The 12,823-nt window shown below is 70.9% G+C and carries 15 protein-coding genes; 7 read left to right on the top strand and 8 right to left on the bottom strand.

The features are described from left to right. Positions 1 to 3 precede the first annotated feature (3 nt). Entirely contained in the window at positions 4 to 426 is a 423-nt protein-coding gene (locus IE249_RS17515; protein WP_189705770.1) for an NUDIX hydrolase, read from the top strand. On the opposite strand, the gene IE249_RS17510 is transcribed toward IE249_RS17515, so the two are convergent. Continuing rightward, entirely contained in the window at positions 400 to 606 is a 207-nt protein-coding gene (locus IE249_RS17510) for a hypothetical protein (protein WP_229858729.1), read from the bottom strand. The genes IE249_RS17515 and IE249_RS17510 overlap by 27 nt on opposite strands. A 126-nt stretch (positions 607 to 732) precedes the next feature. Between IE249_RS17510 and IE249_RS17505 the strand changes: the two genes are divergently transcribed. Beyond that, positions 733 to 1,608: an SCO4651 family lipoprotein gene (locus IE249_RS17505; protein WP_229858727.1), complete on the top strand. Its 876-nt coding sequence runs from the start codon at positions 733 to 735 to the stop codon at positions 1,606 to 1,608. A 110-nt stretch (positions 1,609 to 1,718) separates the two neighbouring features. Next, positions 1,719 to 1,898, top strand: a complete 180-nt coding sequence (locus IE249_RS17500) for a hypothetical protein (RefSeq protein ID WP_189705768.1) — start codon at positions 1,719 to 1,721, stop codon at positions 1,896 to 1,898. 63 nt (positions 1,899 to 1,961) lie between these two features. Here the strand turns inward: IE249_RS17500 and IE249_RS17495 are convergent, their stop codons facing one another. Next, positions 1,962 to 2,333: a metal-sensitive transcriptional regulator gene (locus IE249_RS17495; RefSeq protein WP_189705767.1), complete on the bottom strand. Its 372-nt coding sequence runs from the start codon at positions 2,331 to 2,333 to the stop codon at positions 1,962 to 1,964. Between the two features lie 218 nt (positions 2,334 to 2,551). On the opposite strand from IE249_RS17495, the gene IE249_RS17490 reads away from it, so the two are divergent. The 3 genes from IE249_RS17490 to IE249_RS17480 are packed head-to-tail and all read left to right on the top strand — an operon-like array spanning position 2,552 to position 4,410. Continuing rightward, the gene (locus tag IE249_RS17490) at positions 2,552 to 3,172 is read left to right on the top strand and encodes a DUF47 domain-containing protein (protein ID WP_189705766.1); all 621 of its coding nucleotides are present in this window, start codon (positions 2,552 to 2,554) and stop codon (positions 3,170 to 3,172) included. A gap of 7 nt (positions 3,173 to 3,179) precedes the next feature. Then, on the top strand, positions 3,180 to 4,178 hold the full coding sequence (locus IE249_RS17485; RefSeq protein WP_189705765.1) for an inorganic phosphate transporter: 999 nt from the start codon (positions 3,180 to 3,182) through the stop codon (positions 4,176 to 4,178). 31 nt (positions 4,179 to 4,209) lie between these two features. After that, complete coding sequence (locus IE249_RS17480; protein ID WP_189705764.1) at positions 4,210 to 4,410, top strand: DUF5988 family protein; 201 nt, start codon at positions 4,210 to 4,212, stop codon at positions 4,408 to 4,410. Positions 4,411 to 4,543: 133 nt separating this feature from the next. On the opposite strand, the gene pstB is transcribed toward IE249_RS17480, so the two are convergent. The 4 genes from pstB to pstS form a co-directional block, all read right to left on the bottom strand. Then, positions 4,544 to 5,320 carry a phosphate ABC transporter ATP-binding protein PstB gene (gene pstB, locus IE249_RS17475; RefSeq protein WP_189705763.1) on the bottom strand — a complete coding sequence of 259 codons (777 nt, stop codon included), beginning with the start codon at positions 5,318 to 5,320 and terminating at the stop codon, positions 4,544 to 4,546. Between the two features lie 46 nt (positions 5,321 to 5,366). Continuing rightward, positions 5,367 to 6,431 (bottom strand): phosphate ABC transporter permease PstA, encoded by a 1,065-nt coding sequence (gene pstA / locus IE249_RS17470; protein WP_189705762.1) that lies wholly within the window; start codon positions 6,429 to 6,431, stop codon positions 5,367 to 5,369. After that, the gene (gene pstC / locus IE249_RS17465; RefSeq protein WP_189705761.1) at positions 6,428 to 7,435 is read right to left on the bottom strand and encodes a phosphate ABC transporter permease subunit PstC; all 1,008 of its coding nucleotides are present in this window, start codon (positions 7,433 to 7,435) and stop codon (positions 6,428 to 6,430) included. Before pstC ends, pstA begins: the two co-directional genes overlap by 4 nt. Before the next feature lie 111 nt (positions 7,436 to 7,546). Further along, positions 7,547 to 8,677 (bottom strand): phosphate ABC transporter substrate-binding protein PstS, encoded by a 1,131-nt coding sequence (pstS, locus tag IE249_RS17460; RefSeq protein ID WP_189705760.1) that lies wholly within the window; start codon positions 8,675 to 8,677, stop codon positions 7,547 to 7,549. Positions 8,678 to 8,999: 322 nt separating this feature from the next. On the opposite strand from pstS, the gene IE249_RS17455 reads away from it, so the two are divergent. After that, positions 9,000 to 10,580, top strand: coding sequence for an FAD-binding oxidoreductase (locus tag IE249_RS17455; protein WP_189705759.1), 1,581 nt, complete (start codon positions 9,000 to 9,002; stop codon positions 10,578 to 10,580). A 171-nt stretch (positions 10,581 to 10,751) separates the two neighbouring features. On the opposite strand, the gene IE249_RS17450 is transcribed toward IE249_RS17455, so the two are convergent. Next, on the bottom strand, positions 10,752 to 11,462 hold the full coding sequence (locus IE249_RS17450) for a phosphatase PAP2 family protein (protein WP_189705758.1): 711 nt from the start codon (positions 11,460 to 11,462) through the stop codon (positions 10,752 to 10,754). A 271-nt stretch (positions 11,463 to 11,733) separates the two neighbouring features. Further along, positions 11,734 to 12,735, bottom strand: coding sequence for a C40 family peptidase (locus IE249_RS17445; RefSeq protein WP_189705757.1), 1,002 nt, complete (start codon positions 12,733 to 12,735; stop codon positions 11,734 to 11,736). Between the last annotated feature and the right edge of the window lie 88 nt (positions 12,736 to 12,823).

Below are 12,823 nucleotides of genomic sequence, written 5' to 3'. Positions count from 1 at the left end.
CCGGTGACCCACCCCGTCAAGAGGCCCGTGCGCGCGGCCGGCTGCGTCCTGTGGCGCCGCTCGACACCGGACGGCGCGCTCGAACTGTGCGTGATCCACCGGCCCCGGTACGACGACTGGTCCTGGCCCAAGGGCAAGCTCAAGCGCGGCGAGGACGCGCTCGCCGGCGCCCTGCGCGAGGTGGCCGAGGAGACCGGCTACACCGCCGTGCCCGGCCCGGAGCTGAGCCGTGTGACGTACGTGGCGGGCGGCCGCCCCAAGCTGGTGCGCTACTGGGCCGCCGAGGCGTCCTCGGGCCGCTTCGTCCCCAACAAGGAGGTGGACCGGCTGCGCTGGCTCTCCCCGGCCGCCGCCCGCGACCGGCTGACGCAGTTCCGCGACCGCGAACTGGTCGACGAACTACTGACCGCCCTGCGCCTCGCCTGAGGGACACCGGCCCGGCTCGTGCTCACGGGCGTGCCCCTGGGCGTCCGTACGGGCCAGGCTGCGGGCCCGGCGCGCGGGGCCGCGCCAGCCGCAGGTGCAGCGGGCCAGGCAGAAGCGGCCCTGTTCCACGGTCGCGGTGCGGTGTTCCTCCTGCTGCGCCACGGCGAGGACGCTACCCACACCGGGTGAACGGAAGGTTGCGGCTCGCCCCGGACCGCCCCCGGCGCGTGACGAAGCCACCCACTCCTCGTTGACCGGAACGACAGGGGGCCCGTGACGGACGGACCGACTGGGGGTAGGCGGACGATGGCTGAGCGGCGGCGGACCGGGGCTCTTTCCGCTCTGGCGAGGTCGAGGGCCGGGGGCGCGAGGCGCGGGCCGGCACTCGCGGTGGGGCTCGTGCTGTGCGTGTGCGCCACCGGATGCGCCGGGAGCGGCGTGGCGGCCGAGGACGCGCGCGCCGCCGCCGACCCGGTGCACACGGTCCGCCAGGCGCCCGGCGCGCTGCTGGAGGCGGGCAGCTCCCAGGCACGTACGTCGATGGAGATGGCCGCCGGCGGCACCCGTGTGACCATCCGCGGCGAGGGCGCGTACGACTTCCACGGGCAGCTGGGCCGGCTCACGGTGGTGCTGCCGCAGGACCCGGCCGGGACGCCCGAGCACCGGCCGATCACCGAACTCCTGGCGCCCGGCGCGCTCTACATGAAGAACCGGGGCGCGGGCGTCCCGGCCGACAAGTGGGTGCGGGTGGACACGGCCACGCTCTCGGACGGCAATCTCGTCACCGGCGGCGCCACCGACCCCTTCGCCGCCGCCGAGGTGCTGCGCGGGACGCGCACGGCGGCGTACATGGGCCGCACCGAGGTGGCCGGGGCCGCGGTGCGGCACTACCGGGGCACCGCCGACCTCGCGCTGGCGGCGCGCAGCGCCTCACCGGCCGGCGCCGCGGCGCTCGCGGCGGCGGCGAAAGGGTTCGCCACGACCGAGGTGCCGTTCGACGTCTACCTCGACGACCAGGGCCGTATCCGCAAGCTCAGGCAGCGGTTCAGTTTCGTGGGCGGGCAGCACAAGGGCACCGTGGCCGTCTTCTCCACCACGCTGCTGTACGCCTTCGGCACGCCCGTCTCCGTGGCCCTGCCGCACCCGAAAGACATCTACGCGGGCCGTGTCGCCGAGGAATGAGAGCCGAAATGACCGGCGAACTAGCCCTTCCGTGCCATGCGCGGGGCGTGCGCCGCTCCCTACTCTAGGAAGCCGGGACGGCGGGCTGAGCCGGTGACGGCAGGAACGAGGTGACGCGCGTGGCCGCGGTCGGCGGTACGGCAGTGCAGGACCACGTGGCCCTCGCCGAGATCGAGCTGTGCGGGGAGCTGATCATCGCGGCCTCGGCGGCCCGCGAACGCCTCAGCCTGGAAAGCATCGACGAGGTCCTGCGCGTGTCCGAGGAGCGCAACCGGGACTCCGCCCCCTGACCGGCCCTCCGACCACCACCCACCGCGCCCCGGTCGCGCGGTGGGTGTGCCGTCCGGCGCGGCTCAGGTGCGCAGGAGGCGGCCGATCGCCTTCGTGGCCTCCTCGACCTTCGCGTCGATCTCGTCGCCGCCCTTGAGAGCCGCGTCGGCGACACAGTGGCGCAGGTGCTCCTCGAGCAGTTGCAGGGCGAAGGACTGCAGGGCCTTGGTGGACGCGGAAACCTGGGTGAGTATGTCGATGCAGTAGACGTCCTCGTCGACCATCCGCTGCAGCCCGCGGATCTGGCCCTCGATCCTGCGCAGCCGCTTGAGGTGCTCGGCCTTCTGCTTGTGATAACCGTGCGTGACGTGCTCGTGCGTCACGGGCTCGGGCGCACCCTCGTCCCGGCCGGCGGTGCCGGAGGGCGCCACCGCGCCGGCCTCGGTGGTCGTCATCGCGGCCTCCCTGTGCGTCGTGGAGCTCGGGACCGAGCTCAAGACATACCCCTGGCGGGTATATGGTAACGAATTTCGCGGGGTAGAGGACCCTTGGCAGTGCCCCCGTGCTGAGCACTGTGCCTGATGGGCGACACTGGGGGACGGCCCCTTAGCCGTGGCCGGATGATGTGCTTAGCATCACCCTGACCGAAACCGAAGCACCCCGAGGACCCCACGTGCGCTTTCGTCTGACCCCCAGGGAGACGAGCTTCTACGACATGTTCGCCGCGTCCGCGGACAACATCGTCACGGGCTCGAAACTCCTGATGGAACTGCTCGGAGCGGACGCATCCGCCCGGGCCGAGATCGCAGAGCGTATGCGGGCCGCGGAACACGCAGGCGACGACGCCACGCACGCGATCTTCCACCAGCTGAACTCCTCGTTCATCACGCCCTTCGACCGCGAGGACATCTACTCCCTCGCATCGTCCCTCGACGACATCATGGACTTCATGGAGGAGGCCGTCGACCTGGTCGTCCTCTACAACATCGAGGAACTGCCCAAGGGCGTCGAGCAGCAGATCGAGGTGCTGTCCCGGGCGGCGGAGCTCACCGCGGAGGCCATGCCGCACCTGCGGACCATGGACAACCTCACCGAGTACTGGATCGAGGTGAACCGCCTGGAGAACCAGGCGGACCAGATCCACCGCAAGCTCCTCGCCCACCTGTTCAACGGCAAGTACGACGCGATCGAAGTGCTGAAGCTCAAGCAGGTCGTGGACGTACTGGAGGAGGCGGCGGACGCCTTCGAGCACGTGGCGAACACGGTGGAGACCATCGCGGTCAAGGAGTCCTGAGGCGTCCATGGACACCTTCGCTCTGATCCTGACCATCCTGGTCGCCCTCGGCTTCGCCTACACCAACGGTTTCCACGACTCGGCCAACGCCATCGCCACCTCGGTGTCGACCCGCGCGCTGACCCCGCGGGCCGCGCTCGCCATGGCGGCGGTCATGAACCTCGCCGGCGCCTTCCTCGGCAGCGGGGTCGCCAAGACCGTCAGCGAGGGCCTGATCCAGACCCCCACCGGCGGCAAGGGCATGGGCATCCTGTTCGCCGCGCTGCTCGGGGCCATCGTCTGGAACCTGATCACCTGGTACTTCGGTCTGCCCTCGTCCTCCTCGCACGCCCTGTTCGGCGGCCTGGTGGGCGCGGCCCTCGCCGGCGGCACGACCGTGTACTGGTCCGGGGTGCTGGACAAGGTCGTCACCCCGATGTTCCTGTCCCCGGTGGTCGGCATCATCGTCGGCTACCTGGTCATGACGGCGATCCTGTGGATGTTCCGCCGGGCCAACCCGCACAAGGCCAAGCGCGGCTTCCGCATAGCGCAGACGGTCTCGGCGGCCGGCATGGCGCTCGGGCACGGCCTCCAGGACGCCCAGAAGACGATGGGTGTGGTGGTGATGGCCCTGGTCATCGCCGACGTCCAGGACTACGGCGACCCGATCCCGGTGTGGGTGAAGCTGGTCTCCGCGCTCATGCTGTCCCTCGGCACCTACGCGGGCGGCTGGCGCATCATGCGCACGCTGGGCCGCAAGATCATCGAGCTGGACCCGCCGCAGGGCTTCGCCGCGGAGACGACCGGCGCGTCGATCATGTTCGCCACCGCCTTCCTGTTCAAGGCGCCGATCTCCACCACCCACGTGATCACCTCGGCGATCATGGGCGTGGGCGCGACCAAGCGCGTGAACGCGGTGCGCTGGGGCGTGGCCAAGAACATCGTGCTCGGCTGGTTCATCACCATGCCGGCCGCGGCCGTCGTCGCGGCCTGCGCCTTCTGGCTGATCAACCTGCTGTTCCTGTAGCCGCCCGGCCCCGGGTGGCGACACTGGAAGCATGACTGACAAGGCACTCCTCGAAGGCGGGCCGGAGGACCTCGCGGGCACCGTGGTGCCGGTGGTCCCTCCGGGACAGGAACTGAAGATCCCGCACCTCGGGGGATACGAGCACTACAAGGTCACCACGCAGCACCAGGACAGCAAGGAGGGCGCGGTCACCGTCTACAAATGGTGGGAACGCACCGAAGTCGCCGAGTGAGCCGCCGGGGCGCCGCCCCGGCCGGCCCACAGCAGGGGCCCGCCCCCGTCAGCCGGGGGCGGGCCCTTCTGCGTCCTCGCGGTGGCACCGCCATGCAGCACCGCGAGGGGTTCTCGGAGGAGGAACCGCCGGCTCAGCCGAAGCGGCCGGAGATGTAGTCCTCCGTGGCCTGGACCGAGGGGTTGGAGAAGATCCGCTCGGTGTCGTCGATCTCTATCAGCCGGCCCGGCCGGCCCACCGCCGCCAGGTTGAAGAACGCGGTGCGGTCCGACACGCGCGCCGCCTGCTGCATGTTGTGCGTCACGATGACGATCGTGAAGCGCTCCTTCAGCTCGCCGATCAGGTCCTCGATGGCGAGGGTGGAGATCGGGTCCAGGGCCGAGCAGGGCTCGTCCATCAGCAGCACCTTCGGCTCGACCGCGATGGCGCGGGCGATGCACAGCCGCTGCTGCTGGCCGCCGGAGAGGCCGGAGCCGGGCTTGTTCAGGCGGTCCTTGACCTCGTTCCAGAGGTTGGCGCCCTTGAGGGACTTCTCGACGACGTCGCCGAGCTCGCTCTTCTTGTAGTTGCCGTTGAGCCTGAGGCCCGCCGCCACGTTGTCGAAGATCGACATGGTGGGGAAGGGGTTCGGGCGCTGGAAGACCATGCCCACCTCGCGGCGCACGGAGACCGGGTCGATCCCGGTGCCGTAGAGGTCCTCGTCGTCGAGCAGGACCTTGCCCTCGACCCGGCCGCCGGGGGTGACCTCGTGCATGCGGTTCAGGGTGCGCAGGAACGTCGACTTGCCGCAGCCGGAGGGGCCGATGAAGGCCGTCACCGAGCGCGGCTCGACCGTCATCGAGATGTCCTCGATCGCCTTGTGGGAGCCGTAGTAGGCGGTGAGCCCGCTCACGTCGATTCGCTTGGCCATGTCTGCTACTTCACTTCCAGTTCGTCTCGGTCGCCGATGGCCGCGGTCAGCGACCGGTCTTGGGTGCCTTCCAGCGGGCGATGCCGCGGGCAACCAGGTTGAGGATCATCACGAAGGCGATCAGGGTGAGGGCCGCCGCCCAGGCGCGGTCGTAGGCGGCGCCGTAGCCCGAGCTGTTCGCGTACTGCTGGTAGATGTAGAGCGGCAGCGAGGCCTGCGGGTCCGTGAAGGGGTTGGTGTTGATGAAGTTGGTGCCCCAGACCAGCAGCAGCACGGGAGCGGTCTCACCGGTGATGCGCGCGACGGCCAGCATCACGCCGGTGGCGATGCCGCCGATGGAGGTCGGCAGGACCACCTTGAGGATGGTGCGCCACTTCGGGACGCCGAGCGCGAGGGAGGCCTCGCGCAGCTCGTTCGGTACGAGCTTGAGCATCTCCTCGGTGGAGCGGACCACCACGGGCATCATCAGGATCGCCAGGGCCAGTGAACCGGCGAAGCCGGAGTAGCCCATCTTGAGGACGAGGATCCAGAAGCTGAGGACGAACAGGCCGGCCACGATCGACGGGATGCCGGTCATGACGTCGACGAAGAAGGTGACCGCCTTGGCGAGCCGGCCGCGGCCGTACTCGACGAGGTAGATCGCGGTGAGCACGCCGACCGGCACGGCGATCAGGGTGGCCAGGCCCACCTGCTCCAGGGTGCCGAGCAGGGCGTGGTAGATGCCGCCGCCGGGCTGGGTGTCGGCGACGCCGGCCATGGAGTGGCTCAGGAAGTAGCCGTCGAGCACCTTCGCGCCGCGCTTGACGGTGGCCCAGATCAGCGAGGCCAGCGGAACGACGGCGAGCAGGAAGCAGACCCAGATCAGGCTGGTGGCGATGCGGTCGCGCGCCTGCCTGCGGCCCTCGACACGGGCCGCGACGACATAGGTGCCGGCCACGGCGAGCAACGCGGCGATCAGGCCCCACTGCACCTTGCTCCGCAGCCCCGCGCCGAGCCCGATGGCCACGGCGAGCAGGACCGAGCCGGCGACGACGGCGAGCGGGAACCACTTCGGCAGGCTCGCGCCGCGCAGCGTGCTGCGGCGCCGGTGGGTTGCGGCTGGCGTGGTCATGCGTTGGCCCCCGAGTACTCCTTGCGGCGGTTGATGATCATCCGTGCCGCGCCGTTGACGAGCAGCGTGATCACGAACAGCACGAGGCCGGAGGCGATCAGCGCGTCCTGGCCGAACTCGGTGGCCTCGTTGAACTTGCTCGCGATGTTCTGCGCGAAGGTGCCGCCGCCCGGGTCGAGCAGGCTCGCCTTGATGTCGAAGGTCGGGGAGAGCACGGTGGCCACGGCCATCGTCTCGCCCAGCGCGCGGCCGAGGCCGAGCATCGAGGCGGAGATCACGCCGGAGCGGCCGAAGGGCAGCACCGACATGCGGATGACCTCCCAGCGCGTGGCGCCGAGGGCCAGCGCGGCCTCCTCGTGCATGCGCGGGACCTGCCGGAAGACCTCGCGGCTGACGTTGGTGATGATCGGCAGGATCATGATCGCCAGCAGGATGCCCACGGTGAGCAGCGAGCGCGGGGCGCCGCCCTGCCAGGAGAGGATCCCGGTCCAGCCGAAGTAGTCGTCGAGCCAGCCGTACAGGCCGTTCAGGTTCGGTACGAGGACCAGGGCGCCCCACAGGCCGTAGACGATGGACGGCACGGCGGCCAGCAGGTCGATCACGTAGGCGATCGGGCCGCTGAGCCGGCGCGGGGCGTAGTGGGTGAGGAACAGCGCGATGCCGACCGCCACCGGGACCGCGAGGGCCATGGCGACGATCGAGGAGACGACCGTGCCGAAGGCCAGCACGGCGATGCCGAACTGGGGCGGCAGGATGTTGGTGTTCCACTCGAAGGTGGTCAGGAAGTTGCCGTGGTCCTTGCCGATGGCGAGGGCGGCGCGGTAGGCGAGGAAGACCGCGATCGCTGCCATGATCGCCAGCAGCAGGATGCCCGATCCCCGGGACAGCCCGAGGAAGACGCGGTCACCGGGGCGGGTCGTACTCCTGACGGCACGCGCGGGCTCGGCCGGGGCCGGCCGGGTGAGGGGATCGGGAGCGTCTGTGTGCTGTGTGGATATGTCCATCGGGTTCTCCGGTCTGCGGAGTCCCGCGCGGTGTGCGGAACCCCTGGCGGCGGTGCACCGGACGGTGCGGTCCGGTCCCGATCAGGGCGGGGACCGGACCGCACGCTCAAGTCAGCTCAGGCCCTCGATGGTGGTGCGGACCTTGGAGATGATCTCGTCGGGGATCGGCGCGTAGGAGGCGCCGGTCAGCTGCTTCTGGCCGTCCTCGGAGGCCGTGTAACCGAGGAAGGACTTCACGGCCGGCAGCGTGGCGGCCTTGTTGCCCTTGTCGCAGACGATCTCGTACGTGACCAGGGTCAGCGGGTAGGCGCCGGCCTCGGTGGGCTGGTAGTTCAGCTTCAGGGCGAGGTCCTTGCCGGTGCCGGTGACCTTGGCGCTCGCGATCGCCTTGGTGGCGTTCTCCACGGTGGCCTTGGCGGGGGTGGACGCGCCCGTCTTCAGGTCGACGGTCTTGATGCCGTCGGCGGCGTAGGAGAGCTCGAAGTACGAGATCGCGCCGGAGGTCTGCTTGACCTGCTGGGCCAGGCCCGAGGAACCCTGCGCGGACTGGCCGCCCTTGGCCTGCCAGGCCTTGCCGCCGGAGTAGGGCCAGTCGCTCTTGGCGGTGGCGATCAGGTACTTGGTGAAGTTGTCCGTGGTGCCGGACTCGTCGGAGCGGTGGAACGCCTGGATCTTCAGGTCGGGCAGCTTGGCGTCCGGGTTGAGCTTCTTGATCGCCTCGTCGTTCCAGTTGGTGATCTTGCCGTCGAAGATCTTGGCGAGGGTCGCCGGGTCCAGGACCAGGCTGTCCACGCCCGGCACGTTGAAGCCGACCGCGATCGGGCCGCCGACCATGGGCAGGTCGATGGCCTGGCCGCCGGAGCAGAGCTTGCTGGACTGGGTGATCTCCTCCGGCTTCAGCGGGGAGTCCGAGCCCGCGAACGCGGTCTGGCCCTGGAGGAAGGCGGTCACACCGGCGCCCGAACCGGTCGGGTTGTAGTTGATCTGCACGCCCTTGCACGCGCCGCCGAAGGCCGTGGTCCACGCGTCGATGGCGTTCTTCTGCGCCGAGGAACCGGACGCCTGCAGCTGGCCCTTGGCGTCACCGCACTTGATGCTGCCCGGGGCCGCGGCGGCCGAGGTGCCGCTCTTGGCGCCGCCGCCGCTGTTGTTGTCGGAGCCGCACGCCGTGAGGGCCAGGGCGCCGGAGACGGCGAGGACGCCGAGAGCGAGAGCCCGCCGGTTCTTGCGCTGAAGCTTCACTTGAGGGAGTTCCTTCCAGGAGCCGCCGTCCTGATCGGCGGCGTGCGAAGTGTGGGCGGCACCGATGCGCCGAGATGCGCATCAGCACCGGGTAAGGCCGAAATTAGGCAGAACAGGTGAAGCCGCCGATGGCCGGAAGTGAACGAGGGGTGAACCCCTGCCGTCAGTGCGGTGAGGTCACGGAATGCTCACGGGGAGAGCACGTGGAGGTCCCGGCGCGACCGAACACGCCTTCGCCCCTCTGACATACTTCCGCCCCCCGGGAACCCGCCGTGCCTGGCGGTCGTCTCGATCCACGGGAGCCGACAGGGAGGGCGCGGAGATGGAACGTCGGGCGTTCATGGGGGGCGGCGCGGCCGCGGTCGCGGCGGTCGTCACCGCGGGGTGCGGCGGCGGCAAGGACAAGGCGGCGGGCCGTACGACCGCCTCCGGCGCCCAGGCATCCTCCGGTACGGCGCCGGCGACCCCGGCGATGCGCACCACGGTCGCGGCGGCCGCCGCCGACTGGGCCGCGCTCGCCCGCGAACTGGACGGCGCCCTGCTCCGCCCAGGCGACGCCGCCTGGACGACCGCGCACCAGCTCTACAACACCCGCTTCGACTCCCTCAAGCCCGCGGCCGTCGCCTACGTCGCGCACGCCGGTGACATCCGCACCACCCTCGCCTACGCCCGCGCCCACCGCCTGCGCGTCGCCATCCGCAACGGCGGCCACTCCTACGCCGGCTGGTCCTCCGGCGACGGCCGCCTGATCGTCGACGTCTCCCGGCTCAGCCAGGTCCGCGCGAGCGGCGGCACGGCCGTGGTCGGTGCGGGCGCCAAGCTCATCGACGTCTACCGCGGGCTCGCCGCCAAGGGCGTGACCATACCCGCCGGTTCCTGCCCGACGGTGGGCGTCTCCGGGCTGGTGCTCGGCGGCGGCCACGGGGTCGTGTCCCGCGCCTACGGCCTCACCTGCGACAGCCTGACCCAGGCCACCCTCATCACCGCCGACGGCAAGCAGGTCGTCGCCGACGCCACCGAGAACAAGGACCTGTTCTGGGCGCTGCGCGGCGCCGGCAACGGCAACTTCGGCGTGGTGACCGAGCTGCGCTTCCGCACCCACCCGGCCCCGCAGGCCGTCTCCGCGTACATGACCTGGCCCTGGGCGAGGGCGGCGGCGGTGATGAAGGCCTGGCAGGAGTGGGGACCGGACCAGCCGGACGAGATCTGGTCCTCCCTGCACCTGGCCGCCACGCCCGGGGGCACGCCCACGGTGTCCGTGGCCGCCTTCTCGCTCGGCACCTACGGCGAACTCCAGAACGCGGTGGACCGCCTGGCAGCGAAGGCCGGCGCGCGTGCCGCGAGCGTGTCCCTCAAACGCCACACCTACGAGCAGGCCATGGAGGCCTACGCGGGGTGCTCGTCCTTCCCCACGGACGCCCAGTGCCACCTGCCGGGCTCCACCCCCGGCCGCTCCCCGCAGGGCCGGCTCGGCCGGGAGACCTACGCGGCCCGCTCCGACTTCTTCGACCGCTCGGTCTCCGCCGCCGGCGTCCAGACCCTGCTGAACCAGATGCGGGCGGTGCGCGGGGGCGCGGGCAGCATCGCGTTCACCGCGCTCGGCGGGGCGGTCAACCGGGTCTCGCCCACGGCGACGGCCTTCGTGCACCGCCGCTCGCGGATGCTCGCCCAGTACATAGCGTCCTGGTCACCGGGCACCACCGGCTCGGCCGCCCAGTCCTGGCTGACCGCCGCCCACACCGCGATGCGCCCGTACGCCTCCGGCGCCGCCTACCAGAACTACACCGACCCCACCCTGAAAACATGGCGCACCGCCTACTACGGCGACGCAGCCCCCCGCCTGACCAAACTGAAGCAGCAGTACGACCCCGAGCACTTCTTCACTTACCCACAGGGGCTGTAGGCGCCGACCGGCCGGGGCTGTAGGCGGCTGCCCGCCGGAGCTGTAGGGCGGGGTGCCCCGCAGGGGTCGCGAAGCCAGGGCGGTAGGCGGTTGCCCGCCGGGGCCGTGGTGCGGCCGGGCGTCGGAGCCGTGGCGTGGGGGCCGTGGGCCGCCCTTTCGGGGATTCGGGGCTCAGGCGGCCAGGTCGCGTTCCTCTGCCCGGGCGCGCTTGCCGTCGGTCCGGGGGTCGGGGACCGGGGTCTCCTCGGGGTCCGTGTCCCGTCGGGCCCGGACCAGCCAGCCGCCCCACGCGGAGCCCTCCACGGCCCGCAGCAGCGGCGTGAGCAGCAGCATGGCGAGCGGGGAGAGCAGGAGGGCCACCGCCGTGCCCAGCGCGAACCCGCCCACCACGTCCGTCGGGTAGTGCACGCCCATGTAGACCCGGCAGAAGCCCTCGAGCAGCGCCAGGGCGATGCCCGCCAGGCCGAACCGCCGGTTGGCGACGAACAGCGCAACGCCCATCGCCATGGTGATCGTGGCGTGGTCGCTGACGAAGGAGAAGTCGGTCTTGCCGGAGACCAGGACGTCGAGCCCCTGATGGTCCAGGAAGGGGCGCGGCCGCCGCACGAAGCCCCGTATCGGCACGTTCACGAGCACCGCGAGCCCGGCCGCGAGCGGCGCCCACACCAGCGCCGCCACCGAGGAGGCGGCGTTCTCCCCGCCCCGCCGGCGCACCGACCACCAGCACCACACCACCAGGAGCACCATGGCGAGCAGCAGTCCGTACTCACCGACGTACTCCATGACCCGGTCGAACCAGTGCGGTGCGTCCTTGGCCAGGCCGTTGATGTCGTAGAGCAGGTCGACGTCGGGGTTCGACCCGGATTCGGCGAGTCCAGCCATGGTGCTGCGGCCCCTTCGTCGTGTCCTTCCGGGCGCACCCTGTGTGCGCCGCTCCTGCCACCCCCGTGGTCGTAGATCCGCTTCCGCCGCCGCGCGTGTGCGTCACACGCCGCGCCCGCCCGTACGAGGTCCGTCCGCCTGCGTCCGCTTGGCTACGTCAACAGGAACGCACGGCCTTGATGCATACGTTCCACACTCCACCGAATGATCACGCAGACGTTATCGAAGAGAGACTCATCGCCGCAGCTCAGGGGGTGGGTTCACGCTCGGTTCACACGGTGGTGGGGAGCGCTTTCGCGCCATCCTCGGTGACCCGGGTGGCGCCGAAGTAGTCGGGGGTGTCGATGGGGTCGAAGCGGATGACGGCCCCGGTGCGCGGTGCGTCGATCATGTACCCGCCGCCGACGTAGATGCCCACGTGCCGGATGGCCCGGGAGTTGGTGAGGTCGTCGGAGAAGAAGACCAGGTCGCCCGGGAGCAGTTCGTTCCGCTTGGGGTGCGGGCCCGCGTTGTACTGGTCGTTGGCGACCCGCGGCAGCGTGATCCCGGCGCTGCCGTACGCGGCCTGCGTCAGCCCCGAGCAGTCGAAGCGTCCGCCCTGCTCAGGGGTGCCCTCGCCGCCCCACAGATAGGGCGTGCCGAGCTTGCCCTGGGCGTAGGTGATGGCGGTGGCGGCCTGCCTGGAGGGGTCCACCCGGGTGACGGGCGCGGCGAAGCTCTGCTCCAGGGTGGTGATCGTCTTGACGTAGTTCCGGGTCTCCCCGTACGGCGGGACACCGCCGTACTTGATGACCGCGTCCGCGCCCGCGTTGTACGCGGCGAGCATGTTCTTCGTCGCGTCACCGGGCACGCTCCGTACGTACTTGGCGAGTTCGCAGTCGTAGGACGCGGCCGACGGAATCGCGTCATCGGGGTCCCACACGTCGCGCCGGCCGTCGCCGTTGCCGTCGACACCGTGGGTGGCCCAGGTGCCGGGGATGAACTGCGCTATCCCCTGGGCCTTCGCGGGGCTGACGGCGTGGGGGTTGAAGCCGCTCTCCTGGTACAACTGCGCCGCCAGCAGGGCGGGGTTGAGGGCGGGGCACAGATTGCCCCACTTCTGCACGAGTGTCGTGTACGCGGCCGGCACGGCGCCCTTGGCCAGTCCCACGCTCCCGCCGCCGATCCCGCCCGCGAGGTTGCCGGCGACGACGTAGACGCCGACGACGAGCAGCATCACGAAGGTGAGTCCGCCACCGACGGCGGCGATCGTCAGGACCCATGCCTTACGCACCGTCAACCGCCCCTCGCCGTCCGGGAGTCACGCCCAGCACAGTTTAGGGCCGGACCCCGCGCCGGGGAATGATCACACACGGGCGCAC

Source organism: Streptomyces anandii JCM 4720 (genome assembly GCF_014650655.1).
GTDB lineage: Bacteria > Actinomycetota > Actinomycetes > Streptomycetales > Streptomycetaceae > Streptomyces > Streptomyces anandii.
The sequence above is the reverse complement of the archived record's forward strand: the minus strand, read 5'-3'. Positions and strand labels throughout refer to the sequence as shown.